Here is a 22,666-nt window from a genome sequence, read left to right as displayed (position 1 = left end):
CGCAAAATCCAAGCGCCATCAAACCGTTTCGCCAGACGGCCGCCGAAACCGGCCCATTCGGTCCGAAAAGCCCTCTTGCGAGCGGGCAAAGTCTTAGGCTAACGTTTGCCTAGTGGTCAGGCCAGTGGGCCACCGGACCGACAATCTCGCCGGACCTGCCACATCACCCTTCCCGCTTGGCCGGCTGCCGGCCTGCACGCTTTCCATGAGACCGACGATGAAGATGACCTTCCGCTGGTACGGCGATACCGATCCGATCCCGCTCAGCCACATCCGGCAGATTCCCGGCATGACCGGCATCGTGTCGGCGGTGTACGACGTGCCGGTTGGGGAGGTCTGGCCGGTCGCCAACATCCAGGCGCTCAAGACCAAGATCGAGGCGCACGGCCTTGCGCTGGAGGTCATCGAAAGCGTCCCCGTCCATGAGGACATCAAGCTGGCCAAGCCGTCGCGCGACCGGCTGATCGACAACTACTGCGCCACGATCCGCAATCTTGCCCAATGCGGCATCAAGGTGATCTGCTACAACTTCATGCCGGTGTTCGACTGGACCCGCACCACGCTCGACATGACGCTGCCGGACGGCTCGACCACGCTGGCCTTCGACACCGAGACGGTCGAGAAGATCGACCTCAGCCAGGGCATCTCGCTGCCCGGCTGGGACGCCAGCTACCGCCCGGAGGAACTGAAGGCGCTGCTGGCCGACTATGCCGCGGTGGACGAGGAAACGCTGTGGCAAAACCTCGAATATTTCCTGAAGCGCATCATCCCGGTGGCCGCCGAGGTCGGGATCCGCATGGCGATCCACCCGGACGATCCGCCCCGTCCCATCTTCGGCCTGCCGCGCATCGTCAAGGACCGCGCCGACCTCCAGCGGTTGCTCGCCATCGTCGACGATCCGGCCAATGGGCTCACGCTGTGCTCGGGGTCGCTCGGCGCCTCGTGCAAGAACGACATCCCGGCCCTGGTGCGCGAGTTCGCCGGCCGCAAGCGCATCCATTTCGCCCATCTGCGCAACGTGAAGATCAACGAGGCCGGCGACTTCCACGAGACCAGCCACCGCTCCGCCGACGGCTCGCTCGACATGGCGGAGATCGTCAAGGCTTATTACGAGGCCGGTTTCGACGGCTATGCCCGGCCCGACCATGGCCGCATGATCTGGGGCGAAACCGGCAAGCCGGGCTACGGCCTGTATGACCGCGCGCTGGGAGCCGTCTACCTGAACGGCCTGTGGGAAGGCGTCGCCAAGGCCGAAGGCCGGAACTGAGGAGCCTTGCCATGGACAACCCGTTCAACCCCACAGACCTCCAGGGCAAGGTCGCCGTCGTCACCGGCGGCGGCGGCGTCCTGTGCGCCGGCTTCGCCCGCGCGCTCGCCGAAGCCGGCGCCCGCGTCGCCATCCTCGATCTGAAGGCCGAGGCCGCCGAACAGGTGGCGGCGGCCCTGCGGGCCGAGGGTCGCGAGGCCATCGGCATCGCCGCCGACGTGCTGGACCGCGCCTCCCTCGACCGGGCGGCGGCCATCGTGCTGGAACGGTTGGGCCCCTGCGACCTGCTGGTCAACGGCGCCGGCGGCAACCATCCGCGCGGCACCACCACCAAGGAATGGCTGGAGGACGGCGACCTCGACGATCCGTCCCTGACCAGCTTCTTCGACCTCGACCCGGTCGGCGTGAAGTTCGTTTTCGACCTGAACTTCCTCGGCACGCTGCTGCCGACCCAGATCTTCGCCCGCCAGATGATCGGCCGTCCGGGCTGCGGCATCATCAACGTCTCGTCGATGAACGCCTTCCGTCCCTTGACCAAGATCCCCGCCTACAGCGGCGCCAAGGCGGCGGTCAGCAACTTCACGCAATGGCTGGCGGTGCATTTCGCCAAGACCGGCATCCGCGTCAACGCCGTGGCGCCGGGCTTCTTCCTGACCGCGCAGAACCACGCCCTGCTGATCGATGCGGCGACCGGCGCGATGACGCCGCGCGCCCGCAAGATCGTCGACCACACCCCGATGGGCCGCTTCGGCGAGGCGCACGAGCTGACCGGCACCCTGCTGTGGCTGGCCAGCGCCAAGGCGTCCGGCTTCGTCAACGGCACGGTCATTCCGGTCGATGGCGGCTTCGCCGCCTATTCGGGCGTCTGACCGCCCTTCCTTCGCGTTCGTCTTAAAGGGCCGACGCCCGGCGGCCGTTCATTCCCGGGCCATCCCCCAGCACCGCGTTTCCCGTACCCTGGGCTTTCCGATCGCGGAATACCCCCCGAGAAACGCCACGGCACCGCCCGCAATCGGAGGAAACGATGAAGATCAAGGGATTGAGATGGTGGATCATCGTGTTGATCTGCCTGGGAACCGTCGTCAACTATCTGGCGCGCAACTCTCTCGGCGTGATGGCCCCCATCCTTAAGACCGAGATGAACTTCACGACGCAGGAATATTCCTACATCGTCGCCGCCTTCCAGCTCGCCTACACGGTGATGCAGCCGGTCTGTGGCTACATCGTCGATTTCCTCGGGCTGAAGATCGGCTTCGCCCTGTTTGCCCTGCTGTGGTCGGTGGCCAACTGCCTGCATGGCTTCGCCACCGGCTGGCTGTCGTTGGCCATGTTCCGCGGCATGCTGGGCCTGACCGAGGCGGCGGCCATTCCGTCCGGCATCAAGGCGGTCGGCGAATGGTTCCCGAAGCAGGAACGCTCGGTCGCGGTCGGCTGGTTCAACGCCGGCACCTCGCTGGGCGCGATGCTGGCGCCGCCGCTGGTCGTCTATGTCCAGATGCAGCATGGCTGGTCGGCCGCCTTCATCGTCACCGGCGCTCTTGGCTTCGTTTTCGCAGCGCTATGGTGGCTGTTCTACCGCTCGCCGAGTGAACATCCCAACATCACCGCCGAGGAGCACGCCTACATCGTCGCCGGCCAGAATCCGCCGGCGGTCGGCGCCGACGGCGCCCGCGTGAAGCCCAAGGTCAAGGAAATCCTGAGCACCAAGCGCTTCTGGGGCATCGCCATCCCCCGCTTCCTGGCCGAGCCGGCGTGGCAGACCTTCAGCTTCTGGATCCCACTCTATCTCGCCACCGAACGCGGCATGGACATCAAGCAGATCGCCCTGTTCGCCTGGATGCCCTTCCTGGCGGCCGATTTCGGCGGCATCCTCGGCGGCTATCTCTCTCCCTTCTTCATGAAGCACTTCAAGTTCTCGGTGGTGAATTCGCGTCTGGCCGGCATCGTCATCGGCGCGATCTGCATGATCGGCCCGGGCCTGATCGGGCTGGCCAGCGACGCCTACACCGCCATCGCCCTGTTCTGCATCGGCGGCTTCGCCCACCAGATGATCTCGGCCCTGATCAACACGCTGAGCGCCGACGTCTTCGAAAGCCACGAGGTGGCGACCGCCAACGGCCTGACCGGCATGGCGTCCTGGACCGGCGGCCTGACCTTCTCGCTGATCGTCGGCGCGCTCGCCACCACCATCGGCTACGCTCCGCTGTTCGTCTGCCTGACCGTCTTCGACCTGGTCGGCGCCTGTGTCGCCATCGCCCTGCTGCGCGACCGCGGCGACAAGGCCCCGGTGGCGGCGGCCGCCGCCCGCTGACCGCGCCCCCCGCGCGCGGCGCCTCCGGTGCCTGATCCCGGCGATCCGGCACCGGCGCAACGGGCTGCCGCGCTCCTTCTCCGCAAACCCTTCGAGACCCATCATGTCCCAGCCGACTCCGACTGCCACGTCACTCTCCTCCCCCCCGGCCTTCACCCTGGCGGAGCGGGACGGCGCCCACCTGACCCTGCGCGCGGCGGAGGGCGGCCATGTCGCCCATCTGTTCGTGCTGGAGGACGACATCATCCGCGTCATGGTCCTGCCCGGCGGAAGGCTGCGCAGCCCGCGCGGCTGGACGGTGGCGCCGGGGGCCGAGGATGTGCCGGCGGAGGGCCGAGACCGCTTCGACCTGACCGGCTTCTCCTGCCCGGCCTTCACGGTGGAGGAGAGCGCCGGCACCCTGGTGGTGGCCACCGCGCGGCTGCGCCTGACCGTCGCGCTGGCCGGCCTGTTCTGCCGCTGGGACACCCTGGTCCGCGGGACGTGGCATGCGGTGGCCGCCGACCGCGCCACCCAGAGCTACAATTTCGGCTGGTGGGACGAGCGGGTCTATCACTATCTGAAGCGCGACGCCGCCGACGAGATGTATTTCGGCCTGGGCGAGCGCGCCGGGACCAGCGACCGCCACGGCCAGTCCTACCGGATGAGCAATCTGGACGCGATGGGCTACAACGCCCGGACGACCGACCCGCTCTACAAGCACATCCCCTTCTACATCACCTGGAAGAAGGCGGCGCAGGTCCCGCTCGGCATCTTCTATGACACCCTGTCCGACTGCAGCTTCGACATGGGCCGGGAGCTGGACAACTATCACGGCCATTACCGCTATTTCGTCGCCGATGCCGGCGACCTCGATTACTACGTCATCGCCGGCTCGGCCCCGGCCGACATCACCCGGCGGTTCACCTGGCTGACCGGACGGCCCGCCTTCATGCCGAAATGGAGCCTGGGCTATTCCGGCTCCACCATGACCTACACCGACGCGCCGGACGCCCAGGACCGGATGAACGAGTTCCTGGCCAAGTGCGAGGAGCACGACATCCTCTGCGACTCCTTCCACCTGTCGTCGGGCTACACCTCGATCGCCGACAAGCGGTACGTCTTCCACTGGAACCGCGACAAGTTCCCCGACCCGGCCGCCTTCGCCCGCCATTATCGCGACCATGGCGTGCGGCTGTGCGCCAACATCAAGCCCTGCCTGCTGCGCGACCACCCGCGGTTCGATGAGGCGGTGCGCGAGGGGCTGCTGGTGCGCGATCCCGACGGCAGCCCGGCGATGGTGCAGTTCTGGGACGAGGCCGGCGCCTATCTCGACTTCACCAACCCCAAGACGCTCGACTGGTGGAAGGCGCGGGTCCGGGAGTCGCTGCTGGAGCCCGGCATCGCCGCCACCTGGAACGACAACAACGAGTTCGAGATCTGGAACGACCGCGCCCAGGCGGCCGGTTTCGGCACGCCCTTCCCGGCGCGCGAGGCCAAGCCGCTGCACACGCTGTTGATGATCCGCGCGTCCAAGCAGGCCCAGCGGGAGTTCGCGCCGGATGTCCGGCCCTTCCTGATCTCCCGCGCCGGGGCCGCCGGCATGCAGCGCTATGTCCAGACCTGGTCGGGCGACAATTACACCAGTTGGGAAACGCTGAAATACAACGTGCGCATGGGCACCGGGCTGGCGCTGTCGGGCGTGTCCAACACCGGCCACGACATCGGCGGCTTCGCCGGCCCGGCCCCCGATGCCGAGCTGTTCCTCCGCTGGGTGCAGTTCGGCATCTTCCTGCCGCGCTTCTCCATCCATTCCTGGAACGACGACAAGACCGTCAACGAACCCTGGATGTATCCGGAGATCACCCCGGCGATCAGCCGGCTGATCAAGCTGCGCGCCCGGCTGATCCCCTATCTGTACGACCTGCTGTGGCAGTATCACGCGTCCTACGAGCCGATGATCCGGCCGACCTTCCTCGACTTCCCCGAGGATCCGCGCTGCTTCGACGAAAATGACGAGATGCTGCTCGGCCCGAACCTGCTGGTGGCGCCGGTGGTGGAGCCGGGGCGGCGGGACCGCGCGGTCTATCTGCCGGCGGGGACCGACTGGTACGACGCCTGGACCGGCGAGTGCTTCACCGGCGGCCGAACGGTGACCATGGCGGCCCCGTGGGACCGTCCGCCGCTGCTGGCGCGGGCCGGTTGCGCCATTCCGCTGAACCTTGCCGAACAGCACTTCAACCGCGGCGGCGACGAGCGGGGCTTCGCCCTGTTCCCCCATCGCGGCACCGGCACCTTCCAGGCCGGCTGCTACGAGGATGACGGCGAGAGCGAGGACTACCGCGACGGCGGGCATGGCCGCTGGACGGTGGCGGTCACCGCCGCGGCCGACCGGCTGACGGTGGCGCTGGGCAAGGAGGGGGCCCGTCCGCCCGCCGCCACGTCCCTGACCCTGCTGCTGCCGCCGCAGGAGCGCCGCGCGCTGGAGATCGTCGGCGGAACGGTGGCGTCCGATCGCATCGCCGATGGCTGGCGGACCGTCGCCGTCACGCTCGCCGGCACCTGATCGGTCGCCGTTCCACGTCACACCTGCTGCTGGTTCCGTCATGACGGTGTATCAAGGAGCCGTACGGCCGGGACCGGCAGCAGGAGGGGAGCGGATCATGGAAAACAGTCGCAAGGCGGCGGGGCCGGTATCGCTCGCCACCATCGCCGCCGCGACCGATGTGTCGATCTCCACGGTGTCGCGCATCGTCAACGGCCAGACCCACCGCGCCTCCCCCGAAACCGTCGCACGGATCCGGCAGGCGGTGGATGCGCTGGGATACAAGCCGAACCAGATCGGCCGCGCCCTGAAGCAGGGCAGAAGCCGTGTCGTGGCGATGCTGACGGCGAACCTCAACAACCCGGTCATGGCGATGATCGCCTCGGCGACCGAGGCGGCGTTGCGCGACATCGGCCATGTCATGACGCTGTGCGACACCCACGACCGCGAGGATCTGCAGGACGAGTACCTGCAGGCGATGCGGTCGCAATCGGTGGGCGGCTACATCCTCGTCACCAACATCAAGAGCCCGGGGCTGGCCGACTTCGTCGCCCGCGGCGAACCGGTCGTCTTCGCCTGCCGTCCCAACCCCTACGCCTCCGGCCCCGATGCCTCCCGCGGTTTCGTCGGTATCGACAATTGTGCGGCGGGGGCGGCGGCGGCCGACCGGCTGTGGTCACGCGGCTGCCGGACCGTGGCGGTGATCGTGCCAATGGAAGGCTCGGTGGTCACGAAAGAGCGCGAAGCGGGCTTCTGCCGCCGGATAGCGGAACTCGGCGTGCCGCCGGACCGGCTGGCGCGGGCGCAGGCGCCGGGCCTGTCGCATCTGGACGTCGGCTATGCCGCCGCGGAGACGCTCTTTGCCGGCCCCACCCGGCCTGACGGCATTCTCTGCGTCAGCGACCAGATCGCCTATGGCGTCTACCGTTCCGCCATGGAGCGTGGCATCCGCATTCCGGACGACTGCCTGGTCATCAGCATTGACGGCAGCGACCTCAACCGCTGGATCGCCCCCTGGCTCGACTCCATCCACGTGCCCTACGCCGAGTTCGGACGCCACATCGTCTTGCAATTGCAAACGATCTGGCGCGGTGAAACTCCCGGCGCCGCCATCCTGCCCTTTCAGGCCTGAGCCGGATTGCTGCACGGATCGCCGTGTTGCGTGATTCCGGGTCCGACTCCAACGCTGCGGAAATCCTTCGTTCTTCCAGAAAGCCTAAAGTCTATATGGGAGCAACGAGGGTATGCATGGCGTTGGATAGTCGTTCGCCGCCTTTGATACCCGACAGAACTCCGTTAAGATCATCGTCACCTTATGGAAAGTAATTTTTCCTTCGGCTGAAGCGTTCCCAACGTTCCCAACGTATTTCGTGGTAACAAGGGGTGATGGCCATGACAACGACCGTCGTTACCGATCTCACTCTTGCAAGCGCCACGGCCGACAACGTCGGTGGAAACTCGGACTCGGAAAGTCCGGTGCTTTCGGGTGACGGTACAAAAGCGGTTTTTGTCAGCCACTCAAGCAACCTTGTCGACGATGATGCGACGCCCAATGAACTCGATATCTACCTGAAGGATATCAAGACCGGTCAGATTACGCTGGTCAACCGGACACAAACCGGAAAGCAGGTGATCGGATGGCTCAGCGCGGCGACCATATCGGATGACGGGACAAAGGTGGCCTTCTCCAGCTATACGGATGATCTCCCACCGAGCAACAACAATGGGTTCTATGATCTTTATGTGAAGGACCTGACGACCGGAGCGGTGACTTTGGCTTCCCGTGCGGTGGACGGCGGCGATGCGAATGGGTCGAGCTTTGCCGCCGCATTGTCCGCGGATGGAACGAAGGTCGCTTTCCTCAGCCAGGCCAGCAATCTGGTCACCGGGGACACAAACGGATGGGGGGATATCTTCGTCAAGGATCTGACCACGGGCAAGACGACCCTGGTCAGTCAGGCGATGGACGGCTCTCCCGGGGATGGGCCCAGTTCCAATCCCGCGATTTCGGCGGACGGAACGAAAATCGCCTTTTCCAGCAGCGCCGATGATCTGGTCGCCGGTGACAGCAACGGCCGTGAAGACATCTTTGTAAGGGACCTGACCACAGGGAAAACCATCCTCGCCAGCCGTACGGCGGCGGGACGACAGGCATCAGGGGTCTTGGGCATACCATCCATTTCGGATGACGGAACCAAGCTGGTCTTTTCCAGCAACGACGATGATCTGGCTCCGGACGACGGCAACGGCACCGATGACGTCTTCCTGAAGGACTTGGTGACAGGCAAGCTGACGCTGATCAGCCGCGACCAGGACGGCCTCCCGGGAAACGGGCAGTCCATCCTGCCAACCATTTCAGGGGACGGAACACGAGTTGCCTTCACCAGCGTCGCCGCCCTCGTTCCCAAGGATGGCCCCGTCTCCGCGTATGACATCTATGTGAAGGATTTGACCACCGGAGCGATGATCCTGGCCAGCGAGACCGGTGACGGTGTCCAGGCGAACGGCTCCTCATTCGGAGGCGTCATCTCGGCCGACGGATCGCATGTCGGCTTTCAGAGCTTTGCCGAGAACCTCTCGCCCGACGATGCCAACGGGGGTCTGACCGACGTCTTCGTCGCGACCCTTGGGCCACTGGAAGGCCAGCGAATCAAGGGAACCAGCGGAGCGGATACACTGACGGGCGGACGGGGGGACGACACGATATCCGGTCGCCGGGGCGACGACCTCCTCTTCGGCAAGGGCGGGCGTGACGCGTTGGAGGGGGATCAGGGCAACGACACCCTATGGGGCGGCAGCGGCAACGACACCGTGAAGGGCGGTCCTGGCGACGACCGCCTGGACGGTGGGACCGGAGATGATGTGGTGAGTGGCGGTCCGGGAGCCGACAGTCTGCTTGGCGGCAGCGGCCGCGACACGCTCTATGCCGGCGTCGACGGCCAGACGGACACGATGGCCGGCGGACCTGGAGACGATGTCTATTGGATCATCGGATCCGGCAGCGACCAGCGGTCCAGCGACATCATCCGCGAGAATCCCGGGGAGGGCACCGATACGGCCTTCGTCAAAGGCTCCTATCAGCTGGCGGACAATCTTGAGAATGCCGTCCTGCTGGACAACTCCTCCCAGGGTCCATCCCAAGCCCGGACGTTCCTGAGCGGAAACAGGCAGTCCAACGACCTTCGCGGCAACGCGGGCGCAAACGATATCTTCGGCGCCACGGGGAACGATACGATCCGCGGCGGCGGCGGCGACGACAGTCTGGGCGGCTATGATGGCGATGACCGCCTGTTCGGTGGCTCCGGCAACGATCGCTTGAGTGGTGAAGCGGGCGACGACGTGTTGGCGGGTGGCTCGGGAAACGACAGGCTCGGCGGCGGACTGGGCAACGACCTGCTGATCGGCGGGGATGGCAACGACAGCATTGGCGTGCACGATCCTTATCAAGGGGCCCTTGCCGGACGCGACACCCTCGTCGGGGGCGGGGGCGACGACTGGATGGACGGCGGCGGGGCGCCCGGCCGGTGGGGCGCCGTCGATTTCAGCGACGCCGCCGACCTGTTCCTCTTCGGCAGCGGCGGCCAAGGCTTCGGCCATGACACGATCTCGGGCTTCAACGACGACAATGACCGGATCGAGTTCCACGGCTACCACCACGCGGATCTTGCCGGTCCGGTGACGGTCACGGACATCAAGCCATACACCTATTACCCGGACGGCTATTCCTGGGCGGCCGACATCGCCTTCAAGGATGGCTCCACCCTCCATGTCACCGGGGTGTCGCGCGGCCTGCCGACCTTCACCGAAGGAAGCGATTTCACCTTTCCCGGCTCCAGGCCATCAGGAACCAAGGCCCTGTTCTCGGCCGACGACCCCGCCCACGGCCGTGAACTCTGGGGCACCGACGGCAAGGCGGCATACCTCATCAAGGACATTGCGCCCGGACCAGCCTCGTCCCAGCCCACCGGCTCGGTGGCCATCGACGACACGCTGTTCTTCACGGCTGACGATGCAACCCATGGCGCAGAATTGTGGAAAAGCGATGGAACCGCCAAGGGAACCGTTCTGGTGAAGGACATCCGCCCCGGTGGCGGCTCGTCCAGCCCGAGCGACTTGATGGTGATGGACGGTGAACTCTATTTCACCGCCGATGACGGGGTGCATGGTCGCGCCCTCTGGAAGAGTGATGGGACCACCAGGGGAACCCGAATGGTCTCCAACTCCATCGGCTCCATCGCTGGCCTCACGGATGTGGACGGCACCCTGTTTTTCGATGCACGGGATGCCGCGCATGGTGTCGCTCTCTGGAAAAGCGACGGCACCGCCTCCGGGACCGTGTTGGTCAAGGACTTCCTTCCCGGCAACAGCGACCCGGGAGGGCCGTTTGCCCACGATCCACGGCACCTGACGGCGGTCGGCGACCGACTTTTCCTTACATCCGGGACGGGCGAGTTCGAAACGTACCTGTGGGCGACGGACGGCACGGAAGCCGGCACGATTCCGTTGAAGGGCGGCATGGTCACCGACACGCGTGGGGGCTTCGACAACGACCTGGAGGCGATGGGCGGGACGCTCTACTTCAACGCCGACTTCTCGTTGTGGCGGTCGGACGGCACGGTCGCCGGCACCAGGGAGATCAAGAGCTTCGCGCCGATGCCGGGATGGAACCCCAACAGCCTTACCGCGGCCGGCGACACCCTGTTCTTTGCCGCCAACGACGGTCAACACGGCATGGAACTGTGGGCCTCCGACGGAACCGCACCGGGCACCCACCTGGTCGCGGACATCAATCCGGGGGTTCCCGGAGCCTCGATCTCCGACATGACCGCCGTGGGCGGGGACCTGTTCTTCAACGCGGACGACGGCAAGAATGGGCGCCAGCTCTGGATGAGCGACGGCACCGCCGCCGGCACGCGCATGGTCAAGGATGTCGCTTCAGGCCCCGATTGGACCGCGGCGGGCGATTTCAGCGCCGTCGACGATCGGCTTGTCTACAGCGCGCTCGATCGTCAACAGAACCGGGTCCTCTTCTCGTTCGATCCGGCGTCCTTGAGCGTTGATCGGATCGGCAGCGCCGATCTCCTGCACACGTCCTACGACCCCAAGGATGTCGTTCCGATTTGAGCTGAGCCCACCGGACACCGTGAAGTCGACGGTGGACTGTTGTCAGAGAGCTGGGTCACGCTCGGTGCCTGTTTGCAGATGTTCCGGGGCCAAAGGCGTTGATGAGGCGGCCTGCCGGCTCTGTGGTTCTTTCCGAAGTCGGGACAGGCCCGCCTCACGATGGCGTCTGAAAGCTCTGGTCTTCCGAACCCAAGGCCATTCGATACTCCTCGCGGTGGATCGCCGTCATCGGAAGCCCATCCGCCCCGATGGCGCCGCGATACATGCCGGAGCAGTTGAAGGGCAAGGCCACCCGGCCGTCGCGGTCGATGGCGATCAGGCCGCCGGAGCCGCCGATCACGCCCAGTTCGGCCACCACGTCGCCGGCAGCGCGGTCCAGGGTCTGGCCGGCCCAGCGCATGCGGGCGTCGATCTCGTGGGCGGCGCAGCGGCGGATGAAATGCTCGCCATGGCCGGTGGCGGAGACGGCGCAGGTGATGTTGTCGGCGAAGGTGCCGGCGCCGATCACCGGGCTGTCGCCGACACGGCCCTTGGCCTTGGCGGTCATGCCGCCGGTGGAGGTGGCGGCGGCGAGGTTGCCGTCGCGATCGCGGGCGACGGCGCCGACCGTGCCGTGGCGGCGCTGGTCGGCGCCCCCATCGGAGTTATCTTCCGGGGCGCCGGAGCGGCGGCGCTCCAGCTCCGCCTGCAAGGCGTCCCAGCGCGGCTGGGTGAAGAAATAGGGAGCGTCCTCCATCGGCAGACCCTGGCGGCGGCAAAGGTCCAGCGCGCCCTCGCCAATCAGCAGGACATGCTCGCTGTGCTCCATCACCGCGCGGGCGGCCAGGATGGGATTGCGCGGGCCGAACAGGCCGGCCACCGCACCGGCGGAGCGGTCGCGGCCGTCCATGATGGCGGCGTCCATCTCCTGCGTGCCCTCGGCGGTGAAGACGGCGCCGCGGCCGGCGTTGAACAGCGGCTCATCCTCCAGCGCCATCACGGCGGCGGTGACGGCGTCGAGCGCGCTGCCGCCATCGGCCAGCACCTCGTGCCCGGCGGCGAGCGCCCGGCGCAGGCCGGCGTGATAGCCCTCGGTCAGGAGCGGGGTCAGCGCGCTGCGCTTGATGGTGCCGGCGCCGCCATGGATGGCCAGCGCGAAAGGCTGCGGGTGGGAAAGGGTCATGGGTGCGGGTCTCAGCGCAGGGTGGCCGACATGGCCGACAAGGTGTTGATCCAGCCGAGCACGCCGGCCATGCTGTCGGCGGCCAAGCGGATCGTGACGGGGTCAAGGCGCTCCGATACCGGGATCAGCGATGCCAGATCGGCCAGCGCCGGGCTGTTCATCTCGATCTCCAACCGGTAGGGCGCCCCTTCGTCCCGCGGCGGGACGCGGAACGGCGGGATGCCCGATGCCCGGTGGACGGCGCGGGTCGCCGCCGCGCGGATGCGGTCGCGGGCGACCGACGGCGCCACGGCGCGGGCGGCGCGCTGACCCAGCGCCTGCTTCACCACCACCCGTTCGGCTTCCGGGAACAGCGGCGCCATCTCCGCCGCGAAGCGGTCGTCGCCGGTCAGCAGGATCACCGGCACGCCGATCTCCCCGGCATAGGCGCCGTAATTGCCGGCCTCCCCCAACTCCAGGCCGTTCACCGTCACGCGCCCGAAGGCGAAGCTGTTGGTGGTGTGGGCGAGGATGCCGTACTGGCGCGCCGACGTGTGGAAGCCGACGCACATCACGCCGGCGGCGTCCGGTTCCAGCCCGGCGAACATGCCGATCGGCTTGGGCCGGCCGAGGATCAGCTCGGCGGCCGGATGAAGCTCGTCCGGCAGCAGGTTGACCATCGGGCCATGGCTGTCGTTGACCAGGATGTCGCTCGCCCCGCCTTCCAGCGCCCCTTCGATGGCGGCGTTGACCTCGGCGGTCATCAGGCGGCGGGCACGCTCATATTCGGCGTTGCCCGGCGTCACCTGCTGTTGGGAAACGACGCCGGCCACCCCTTCGATGTCGGCGGAGATGTAGATCTTCACTCTGTGCTCCCGAATGTCAGGGCGTCGGACAGGCAAGGCCGGGTGGCGCCGTCGCGGCCGACCACCGGCATGGCCGCGGCCAGCGCGTCCAGAACCGCTTCCTGCGTCGCGTCGGCCATCGCCTCGAACAGCGCGTCGATGCGGCGCTCGTTCAGCGTGCGCAGGGCCACGATGTCGGCCCGCTCGTCGTGGTCGATGCGGTTGGCGGTGGTGAAGCCCAGCGCGATGTCGCCGCTGCCGTGGCCCCAGAAGGACCCGACGCGCGCCAGCCCGACCCCGGCGCGGCGGATCACCCGGCGCAGCTGGCGGTGGTCGAGCGGCACGTCGGTGGCGGCGATGACGATGACGGAGCCCTTCTCCGGCGCGTCGTCCCCGGCCGGCGGGGCGACGCGGCGGCCGTCGGGCAGGCGCAGTTCCCCCGGTCGGCCGAAATTCGCCAGGACCAGCACGCCCAGGTGATGGCGCTTGCCGTCCAGCTTCAGCCGGCGCGAGGACGTGCCGATGCCGCCCTTGAAGCCGAAGCAGGACATGCCGCGCCCGGCGCCGATCGACCCGACCGCGACCTCCGCCCCGTCCGGCTGGTTCAGCGCGGCGGACAGGGCGGCGGCGGCGTGCGCCTCGGTCACCGCCAGCGCCTGGATGTCGCTCAGCGGGCCGTCGTTGCACTCCATCACCACCGGGTTGACGGTGGCGGTGGTGCGGCCGATGTCGGGGTTGGCGGCGATGGCGTGGCGGACCAGCGCGGTGGACGCGGTGCCGACCGACAGGGTGTTGGTCAGCAGGATCGGCGTTTCCAGCGCGCCGAGTTCCTCCACCTGCATCAGCCCGACGCTCTTGCCGAAGCCGTTCAGCACGTCGGCCGCCGCGACCGGCTTGTCGCGGTAGAGGTTGCCGGCATGGGGCAGGATGGCGGTGACGCCGGTCTGGATCGCGCCCCCTTGGAAAAGGTTCTCATCCAGCGTGGCATGGCCGACGCGCACGCCCGGCACGTCGGTGATGGCGTTGCGCGGCCCCGGCGTCAGCCGGCCGCAGGCGAGCCCGAAGGCCCGCGCGCGCTTGCCGCCGTCAGCGGAGTTTGGGGTCGAGGGCATCGCGCAGTCCGTCGCCGAGCAGGTTGAAGGCCAGCACCGTCAGGAAGATGGCGAGGCCGGGATAGAAGGTGACATGGCTGGCGACGCCGATGTAGCTGCGCCCGTCGGCCAGCATCGCGCCCCATTCCGGGCTGGGCGGCTGGGCGCCCAGGCCGATGAAGCTGAGGCTGGCCGCCGTCAGGATCGAGGTGCCGATGCGCATGGAGACATAGACGATCACGCTGGGCAGCGTGCCGGGCAGGATGTGGCGCACCATCAGCAGCCGGTCGCGCACGCCGATGGCGCGGGCGGCGTCGACATAGACCGCGCGCTTCAGCGACAGCGTGCTGCCGCGCACGAGGCGGGCGAACACGGGGACGCTGAAGATCGCCACCGCATAGATGACGTTCTCGATGCCCGGCCCCAGGATGGCGACGATGCCGATGGCGAGCAGGATGCCGGGGAAGGCCAGCAGCACGTCGCAGACGCGCATGATCAGGCTGTCGATCCAGCCGCCGCGGAAGCCGGCGACCAGCCCCAGCGCCACGCCGGCCACCCCGCCCAGCAGCACCGACAGCAGCCCGACCGACAGCGAGATGCGGGCACCCCACAGGATACGGCTGAAGATGTCGCGGCCATAGGCGTCGGTGCCGGCCCAATGGTCGGCCGACGGGCCTTCCAGGATGCGGTCGTAATCGAAGCCCGCCGGGTCGTAGGGGGCGATCCACGGTGCGCCGGCCGCGGCGAGCGCCAGCAGCAGCAGGCAGATGCCGGCGACCATGGCGGTGCGGTTGCGCCGGAACTTGCGCCAGAACTCGCGCAGCGGCGAACGGACGGCTTCGTGGCTCACGGCCACGCTCGTTGCATCGGTCGTGGTCATGAGTAGCGAATCTCGGGGTTGGCGAAGGCGTACAGCACATCGACCAGCAGGTTGATGATGATGAACTCCAGCGAGAACAGCAGGATCTCCGCCTGGATCACCGTGTAGTCGCGGTAACTGACGCTGTCCACCAGCAGCCGGCCCAACCCCGGCCAGGAGAACACCGTCTCCACCACGATCGACCCGCCGAGCAGGAAGCCGAATTGCAGCCCGACCATGGTGATGATCGGGATCAGCGCGTTGCGCAGCGTGTGCTTCCACACCACCAGCCGGGCCGGCACGCCCTTGGCCCGCGCCGTGCGGACGTAATCCTCGCGCGCGATCTCGATGAAGGCGGAGCGGGTGAAGCGCGCCATCACCGCGGCGACGCCGAGGCCCAAGGTCAGCGACGGCATGACGTAATGCTGCCAGGTGCCATAGCCGCTGGTCGGCAGCCAGCCGAGCTTGACCGAGAACAGGTCGATCATCAGCAGGCCGAGCCAGAAGGACGGGAAGGCGATGCCCGACACCGCCACCACCATGCCGACATGGTCCTGCCAGCGCCCGCGCCTGGTGGCCGACGCCACGCCGATCAGCAGCCCGGCCAGCGTCGCCCACACCATGGCGACGACGGTGAGGTAGAGCGTCGGCATGAAGCGTTCGCCGATCTCCTGCGACACCGGCCGCTTGGACTTCATCGACCGGCCGAACTCGCCCTGCACCGCGTTGCCGAGGAAGCGGCCATACTGCACCCACAGCGGCTGGTCGAGGCCGAGATCCTGGCGCACCAGTTCGACGTCCTGCTGGGTCGCATCCGGGCCGGCGACCAGCCGCGCCGGGTCGCCCGGCAGCAGATGGACGAAGCCGAAGACGAAGACGGAGATCACCAGCAGAACCGGCAGGATGCCGGCAACACGGCCGACGAGATATTTCAGCATGGGGCGGAGGTCCTGGAAGAGATGTCGGCTTCGAATGCCCCCTCCCCAACCCTCCCCCGCTCTCAGCGGACCTATGGTCCGCCTGTCGCGTCAGCACAAAGCAAAGCTTTGTGCGAGAGCTTCGCGGGAGAGGGAGTTAAGCGCAAGAGCGGCGGAGTTCCCTCTCCCACCGAAGGTGGGGGAGGGTTCGGGAGGGGGCAACGTGGCGCCAGCCACAATGAAGACCGGCGCCACACTCACATCATTGCAGATCAGCCTCTTCCATCTGCAGCCCGCCGTCGGCCACGTAATAGAAGCCGCTCAGCTTCTTCGACTTGCCGGCCAGCAGGTTCTCCACGCCGAGGAAGATCCACGGCGCGTCCTTCCAGATCTGCTCCTGGGCGACGCGGTAGGCCTCGGCGCGCTTGGCGTCGTCGGCGGTGCCGATGCCGGTCTCGATGGCGGCGTCGACCGTGTCGTTCTTATAGTACGCCACGTTGAAGAACTTCGGCGGGAAGCCCTTGCCCCACAGCAGCGGGCGCAGGCCCCAGTCGGCGTCGCCGGTCGAGGCCGACCAGCCGCCATACTGCATCTGCACCGTCGCGTCCTCCGGCTTCTCGACGCCCCAGACGCGGGCGGCCTCGACGCCGGCCTCCAGCGGGGTGACGGTCAGCTTGACGCCGATCTGCGACAGCTGCTGCTGCACGAACTGCATGCCGCGGATCAAGTTGGTGCTGTTGCGGCCGAACATCTCGGCCTCGAAGCCGTTCGGGTAGCCGGCTTCGGCCAGCAGCGCCTTCGCCTTGGCGAGGTCGTAGGTGTATTGGTTCGGCTGGGTGACGTGGAAGCCCAGCTTGGACGGGATCGCCGAATCCAGCGGGGCGGCATAGCCGCGATAGACCACCTTCATCCAGGCGTTCTTGTCGACGGCGTAGTTCAGCGCCTGACGGACGCGCGGGTCGTTGAACGGCTTCTTCATGGTGTTCAGCGCCACATAGCGGGCGATGATCGACGGGGCGTCGATGATCTCCAGCGCCTGGTTGCCTTCCACCATCTTCACCATCTCCGGCGGCAGCGGATAGATGAACTGCGCCTCGTTGGTCTGGAGCATGGCGATGCGGCTGCCGTTCTCCGGCACGCTCTTCAGCGTGACGTGGTCGATCTTCGGCAGGCCCTGCTTCCAGTACGTGCCGTTCTTCTCGACCTTCAGCGTGTCGGCTTCCCAGCTGACGAACTTGTAGGGGCCGGTGCCGACCGGGTGGCGGCCGATCTCCTTGCCGTAGGTCTCCAGCGCCTTCGGGCTGATGATCATGGCGCCGGGGTGGGCCAGGTTGTTGTTCAGCGCGCCGAAGGGCTGCGCCAGCTTCAGCGTGATCGTGGTGTCGTCGACCACCACCGTCTCGGCCAGCATCGCCAGCAGGCTCTGGCGCTTCAGCCGGTTGGCCGGGTTGGCGAGGCGGTCGAAGTTGATCTTCACCGCCTGGGCGTTGAAGGGCGAGCCGTCATGGAAGGTGACGCCCTTGCGCAGGCGATAGGTGTATTCGGTGGCGGTGTCGTTGACCGTGAAGCTTTCCGCCAGCAGCGGCACCAGCTTCATGTCCTTGTCGAAGCCGAACAGGCCCTGCATCATCGTGCGGCTGGCCGACTGCGACAGGGTGTCGTTGATGTCGGCCGGGTCCAGACCCGTGATGTTGTCGGGGAGGCCGACCACCAGATCCTTGGCGGCGAAGGCCGGGCCGGCCAGCGCGGTGCCGGCGAGCAGGCCGGCCAGCAGGGGAAGAGCGAAGCGCGTCACGTGATGTCTCCCTTTCTTGATTCAGAAATCGCCGCCAACGGCGTGGCGCGCGACGAAATGGCCGTCGCCGACCGGCACCAGCGGCTGCACCACCGGCTCGTCGCCGATGCTGCGGATCGGGCTGGGGATCTCGCCGGTCATCAGCCGCAGGTCGCGGGTGCGGCGGCTGGGATCGGCGATCGGCACCGCCGCCATCAGGCGGCGGGTGTAGGCATGCTGCGGGTTCTCGAACACGGCGCGGCGGGGCCCGAGTTCGACGATCTGGCCCAGATACATGACGGCGACGCGGTGGCTGACCCGCTCCACCACCGCCATGTCGTGGCTGATGAACAGGTAGGACAGGCCGCGCTTGGCCTGGAGTTCCATCAGCAGGTTGACGATCTGCGCCTGGATCGACACGTCGAGCGCCGCCACCGCCTCGTCGGCGATGATCAGCTTGGGGTCGCAGGCCAGCGCGCGGGCGATGCAGATGCGCTGGCGCTGGCCGCCGGAGAACTCGTGCGGGTAGCGGCGCGCGTGCTCGGGCCGCAGGCCGACCTGGGTCAGCAGTTCGGCGACACGGTCCTCGATGGCGCGGCGGCGCGACACGCCCGGCTTGGAGGTGGGCACATAATCATGGACCAGCATCGGCTCGGCGACGCTGAAGCCGACGGTCATGCGCGGGTTCAGCGAGGCAAAGGGATCCTGGAAGATGTACTGGATCTTCTCCTTCAGCGTCGCCTGGCCGTTGGAATCCAGCGTCGTGGTGTCGACGCCGTCGAAACGGATGCTGCCGGAGGTGGCGGACTGAAGCCCCATGATGGTGCGGCCGGTGGTCGACTTGCCGCAGCCCGATTCACCGACCAGCGCCAGCGTCTCGCCGGGACGGACGGCAAAGCTGACCTTCTCCACCGCATGGACCCGCGCCTTCAGCGAGCCGAAGATGCCCTTGCGGACGTCGAAGCGGGTGGTGAGGTCGCGCACCTCCAGCAGCGGGGCGTCGGTGGCACGCACCGTGTCCTGCACCGGCGGCGGGGCCGGCGGCGCGGCCTCCGCCCTGGCATCGTCCACCACCAGCAGCGGGAAGCGCACCGGCAAATCCTGGCCGCGCAGCGCGCCCAGCTTCGGCACGGCGGACAGCAGCGCCTTGGTGTAGGGGTGCTGCGGCGCCTGGAAGATGCGCTCGACCGACCCCTCCTCCACCTTGCGGCCACGCCACATCACCACAACGCGGTCGGCCACCTCCGCCACCACGCCCATGTCGTGGGTGATGAAGATGACGCCCATCCCCATCTCCTCCTGCAACAGGCGGATCAGCCGCAGGATCTGCGCCTGGATGGTGACGTCGAGCGCGGTGGTCGGCTCGTCGGCGATCAGCAGCGACGGCCGGCAGGACAGCGCCATGGCGATCATCACGCGCTGGCGCATGCCGCCGGACAGCTGGTGCGGGTGACGGTCGAGCAGCCGGGCCGGTTCGGGAATGCGCACCTTCTCCAGCATGCGCAGGGCTTCCGCCCGCGCCGCCTTGCGGTCGAGACCCTGGTGCAGCATCACCGCCTCGGCGATCTGGTCGCCGATGGTGAAGACCGGGTTCAGCGACGTCATCGGCTCCTGGAAGACCATGGCGATGTCGTTGCCGCGCATGTTGGTCAGCGCTTCGGCCGGCGGGGATGCCAGGTCGCGTTCGCGCCCGTCGCGCCCCTTGAAGCGGATGCGCCCGCCGACGATGCGGCCGCCGGCGTAATCGACCAGACGCATCAGCGACAGCGAGGTCACCGACTTGCCGCTGCCGGATTCGCCGACGATGGCGACCGTCTCGCCCGGCGCCACGGTGAAGCTGACATCCTCGACCACGCGCAGGGGGCCATGCTCGCCGTCGAAGGCGACGCTCAGCCCCTCTACGGACAGCAGGGCCGGCGGGGTGCCGACCGCCTTTGCAGCGACGGCAGGGCTCATCGGCCAAGTCTTTCGGCGAAGAGCGCGAACAGGCGGCGCCACACCATGCCCGGTGCGCCGGTGCCGACCGGCTTGCCGTTCAGCGTCGTGACCGGCGTGATCTCCTTGGTGGTGCTGGCGATCCAGATCTCGTCGGCGGCCTCAAGCTCCGCCGCCGGGATGTCGCGTTCCTCCAGCCGCAGGCCGGCCTCGGCCGCCAAGCGCAGGATGACGGTGCGGGTGATGCCCTGAAGGATGCGGGTGTCGTTGATCGGCGTGGCGATGGCGCCGTCCTTGACCACGAAGATGTTGGTGGCGGCGCCCTCGGTCACCAGGCCGTCGCGCAGTTGCAGCGCATCGACCACGCCGGCGTCGGTCGCCGCCTGCTGCGCCAGCACGCTGCCCAGCAGCGCCACCGTCTTCAGGTCGCAACGGCCCCAGCGGATGTCGGGGATGGTGATGGCGGCGACACCCTGGTCGCGCCACGCCGCGGGCGGGCGCTTCAGCGGGCTGACCATGCCGAACACCGACGGGGTGACCCCGGCCGGGAAGGCGTGGCCGCGGCTGGCGGCGGCGCCGCGGGTGACCTGGAGATAGACGGTCAGGTCGCCGTCGATGCCGGAGGAGGCGGCCAGCCGCTCCATGATGCCCATCCAGTCGCCGGCCGACAGGGTGCAGTCGATGCGCAGGTCGGACAGGCCGCGCTGCAGACGGGCGATGTGCGCCTCCGGCTCGAACAGGCGGCCGTTGTAGGCGGCGGTCACCTCATAGAGACCGTCGGCGAACAGGAAGCCGCGGTCCAGCGGCGACACATGGACCTCGTCCAGCGGCAGGTAACGCCCGTTCCAATAGGAGATCGTCATCGCTTTCCAACTTCTCTGGGGCGTGGAGGACAAGTGCCGTTCACTCTGTCGGGCGGTTCGATTTCGGCACGACGTGGAGGTAGGGCAGGATGCGTTCGGCGACGTCGGCGGCCTGGCCGACGCTGTCGGGACCGGAGCGGGACAGCGCGGTGCCCAGCGCCACGATCAGCGCCATCAGCCCGGTGGGGGAGCTGTGGCGCACGCCATGGTCGGCCCCGGCCAGCAGCGTCACGTCGGCCAGCGGCACGATCGGGCTGTCCGGCGCGTCGGTCAGCGCGATGGCCTTCGCCCCGCGCTCCCGACACAGCTGCAGATGCTCGATGGTCCGGCGCGAGTAGCGCGGCGAGGTGATGGCGATCACCAGATCGCCGGGCTTCACCGTCATCAGCCGGCGGATGGTGCGTTCGGTGCCTGCGAACTCGATGGCCTCGCGGACGTTGTCGACGCAAGGCTCCAGCACGTCGGCCAGGAACAGGGCGAGATAGGCGCTGTCGCCGAGACCGAGCGCCACGACGCGCCCGGCCTCACGGATCAGGCGGATGGCGGCTTCACACTGCTCCGGCTGGAGCAGCTCCATGGTGCGGGTGATGTTGCCGGCGTCGCTGGCCAGCGATTCCCGCATGATCTCGGCGTTGGAGGTGTCGCGTTGCACGGCGACGCGCAGCTTCTCCACCGGCGCGAAGGTGGACTCGAAGGCGCGCAGCAGATCCTCGCGGAACTCCGGATAACCCTCATAGCCGAGGAAGCGGGCATAGCGGTTGACCGACGCCACCGACACCTCCGCCGCCGCGGCCAGTTCGCCGATCTTCAGGGTGGCGGTGCGGAAGGGATAGGCCAGCGCCCAGGCCCCGACCTTGGCGAGAGCCGCCGGAAGCTGCTGCTGGCAGTTCTGCATCCGGATCAGCAGCGATCCCGTCTGAATGGGTGGCTCCATCCCCCGACATCCCTTCGCAGCGGCAGCGCGGCCCTATGAGCATATAGTTACAGAAATTTTTAGTTTCTGTAAATCTGTTTTCATATATGCGCGTATGCCGAGCGTCGGGTGTGCAGCCTGTCCGTAGGCCGGTTGGCATCGGGCAGCCCGCCCTGTGACGATCCTTGTGAATGAAGGGGGCGCCGTCGATGCACGGATCTGCGGCGCCGCCCACAACGTCAGCCCAGCCCCTCGACGAAGCTGGAGATCAGGCCCGCGAGGAGGTCGGGAGCTTCGAGTGGAGAGAGGTGTCCTGTGCCGGGGAGCACCTGCAGTGTTGCGTGCGGGATGCGTGGCATCAGTTCGGCCTTCAGCGCCTCGGGCGTGTCGACATTGTCGAACTCGCCGCTGATGACGAGCGTCGGACAGTCGATGTTGCCGACCATTCCGGAGATGTCCTCCAGACTGGCCGATGCCGGCCAAGCCCTCTTCGCCTGTGGCGCCCCGCGCAGGCTGTCGGCGACGACCTGGGCACGATCGGCGGGGCTCAGCGGCTTGCAGGCAAGCACCCGATCGATTGTCGCCTCGACGGATGCGGGTGAATCGTAGGCGCGGGCCATCATGTCGCGGGCGACTTGCGGAAGCGCGATCGGTGTGGGCGGCGCCGGGGCCACAAGGATGAGACCGGCAAGCCCATCTGGCCGCTGCGCCGCGATCAGCTGGGCGACCTTTCCGCCCATCGAATGACCGACGAGGACATAACGCTTCAGGTCAAGCGCGTGAATGACGCCCAGCGCATCGTCGGCGAGGTCGTCCAGCGCATAGCCTGTGGCCGGCGCTTCGGACTCTCCCCACCCGCGATGATCGGCAGCGAGCGTCCGATGGGCGGAGGCGAGTCTGGAGGTGACATGGCGCCACGTACGGGCCGAGCCGCCCCAATAATGGAGGAAGACGAGTGCCGGTTCGCCGCGGCCCTGCTCCTCGACGTTGATTTGGATACCGTTCGACGCGACCTTCATGAAAAGCCCTTTCATCATCTCCGGCAGAGGCTCTGCCGTCTGACGTGAGAGCTAAGCTTTGTGCAGCTGATCTATAATCAATC

General features: G+C 67.6%; 16 protein-coding genes. 6 read left to right on the top strand and 10 right to left on the bottom strand.

Features of this window, described 5'->3' with window-relative positions; all coding sequences use genetic code 11:
* Positions 1–217: 217 nt before the first annotated feature.
* The 6 genes from uxuA to TSO352_RS09125 all read left to right on the top strand — a co-directional run bounded on the left by uxuA (position 218) and on the right by TSO352_RS09125 (position 11,226).
* Positions 218–1,267, top strand: coding sequence for a mannonate dehydratase (gene uxuA, locus TSO352_RS09150; RefSeq protein ID WP_109107026.1), 1,050 nt, complete (start codon positions 218–220; stop codon positions 1,265–1,267).
* An 11-nt stretch (positions 1,268–1,278) separates the two neighbouring features.
* A complete protein-coding gene (locus TSO352_RS09145) occupies positions 1,279–2,136 on the top strand; it encodes an SDR family oxidoreductase (RefSeq protein WP_109107025.1) in 858 nt (285 codons plus the stop codon).
* A 155-nt stretch (positions 2,137–2,291) separates the two neighbouring features.
* Positions 2,292–3,578, top strand: a complete 1,287-nt coding sequence (locus TSO352_RS09140; RefSeq protein ID WP_109107024.1) for an MFS transporter — start codon at positions 2,292–2,294, stop codon at positions 3,576–3,578.
* 103 nt (positions 3,579–3,681) lie between these two features.
* On the top strand, positions 3,682–6,123 hold the full coding sequence (locus TSO352_RS09135) for a glycoside hydrolase family 31 protein (RefSeq protein ID WP_109107023.1): 2,442 nt from the start codon (positions 3,682–3,684) through the stop codon (positions 6,121–6,123).
* Between the two features lie 97 nt (positions 6,124–6,220).
* A complete protein-coding gene (locus TSO352_RS09130) occupies positions 6,221–7,234 on the top strand; it encodes a LacI family DNA-binding transcriptional regulator (RefSeq protein ID WP_109107022.1) in 1,014 nt (337 codons plus the stop codon).
* Between the two features lie 260 nt (positions 7,235–7,494).
* Positions 7,495–11,226 (top strand): ELWxxDGT repeat protein, encoded by a 3,732-nt coding sequence (locus tag TSO352_RS09125; protein WP_158284558.1) that lies wholly within the window; start codon positions 7,495–7,497, stop codon positions 11,224–11,226.
* A 154-nt stretch (positions 11,227–11,380) separates the two neighbouring features.
* Here the strand turns inward: TSO352_RS09125 and TSO352_RS09120 are convergent, their stop codons facing one another.
* From TSO352_RS09120 to TSO352_RS09075, 10 genes are all read right to left on the bottom strand, one after another.
* On the bottom strand, positions 11,381–12,388 hold the full coding sequence (locus TSO352_RS09120) for an isoaspartyl peptidase/L-asparaginase (RefSeq protein ID WP_109107020.1): 1,008 nt from the start codon (positions 12,386–12,388) through the stop codon (positions 11,381–11,383).
* Between the two features lie 11 nt (positions 12,389–12,399).
* Positions 12,400–13,233, bottom strand: a complete 834-nt coding sequence (locus tag TSO352_RS09115; protein WP_109107019.1) for a M55 family metallopeptidase — start codon at positions 13,231–13,233, stop codon at positions 12,400–12,402.
* A complete protein-coding gene (locus TSO352_RS09110) occupies positions 13,230–14,324 on the bottom strand; it encodes a P1 family peptidase (RefSeq protein ID WP_109107018.1) in 1,095 nt (364 codons plus the stop codon). Before TSO352_RS09110 ends, TSO352_RS09115 begins: the two co-directional genes overlap by 4 nt.
* Positions 14,299–15,183 carry an ABC transporter permease subunit gene (locus TSO352_RS09105; RefSeq protein ID WP_109107017.1) on the bottom strand — a complete coding sequence of 295 codons (885 nt, stop codon included), beginning with the start codon at positions 15,181–15,183 and terminating at the stop codon, positions 14,299–14,301. Before TSO352_RS09105 ends, TSO352_RS09110 begins: the two co-directional genes overlap by 26 nt.
* Positions 15,180–16,100, bottom strand: coding sequence for a glutathione ABC transporter permease GsiC (gene gsiC / locus TSO352_RS09100; RefSeq protein ID WP_109107016.1), 921 nt, complete (start codon positions 16,098–16,100; stop codon positions 15,180–15,182). Before gsiC ends, TSO352_RS09105 begins: the two co-directional genes overlap by 4 nt.
* Before the next feature lie 241 nt (positions 16,101–16,341).
* A complete protein-coding gene (locus TSO352_RS09095; protein ID WP_109107015.1) occupies positions 16,342–17,874 on the bottom strand; it encodes a glutathione ABC transporter substrate-binding protein in 1,533 nt (510 codons plus the stop codon).
* A gap of 21 nt (positions 17,875–17,895) precedes the next feature.
* Positions 17,896–19,809, bottom strand: a complete 1,914-nt coding sequence (locus TSO352_RS09090; protein WP_109107014.1) for a dipeptide ABC transporter ATP-binding protein — start codon at positions 19,807–19,809, stop codon at positions 17,896–17,898.
* Positions 19,806–20,651, bottom strand: a complete 846-nt coding sequence (locus TSO352_RS09085; RefSeq protein ID WP_109107013.1) for a D-amino acid aminotransferase — start codon at positions 20,649–20,651, stop codon at positions 19,806–19,808. Before TSO352_RS09085 ends, TSO352_RS09090 begins: the two co-directional genes overlap by 4 nt.
* Positions 20,652–20,691: 40 nt before the next feature.
* Positions 20,692–21,585 (bottom strand): MurR/RpiR family transcriptional regulator, encoded by an 894-nt coding sequence (locus TSO352_RS09080; protein ID WP_109107012.1) that lies wholly within the window; start codon positions 21,583–21,585, stop codon positions 20,692–20,694.
* A 218-nt stretch (positions 21,586–21,803) separates the two neighbouring features.
* Positions 21,804–22,583, bottom strand: a complete 780-nt coding sequence (locus TSO352_RS09075; protein WP_109107011.1) for an alpha/beta hydrolase — start codon at positions 22,581–22,583, stop codon at positions 21,804–21,806.
* Positions 22,584–22,666 lie beyond the last annotated feature (83 nt).

This window comes from Azospirillum sp. TSO35-2 (genome assembly GCF_003116095.1).
Classification (GTDB): Bacteria; Pseudomonadota; Alphaproteobacteria; order Azospirillales; family Azospirillaceae; genus Azospirillum.
The sequence above is the reverse complement of the archived record's forward strand: the minus strand, read 5'-3'. Positions and strand labels throughout refer to the sequence as shown.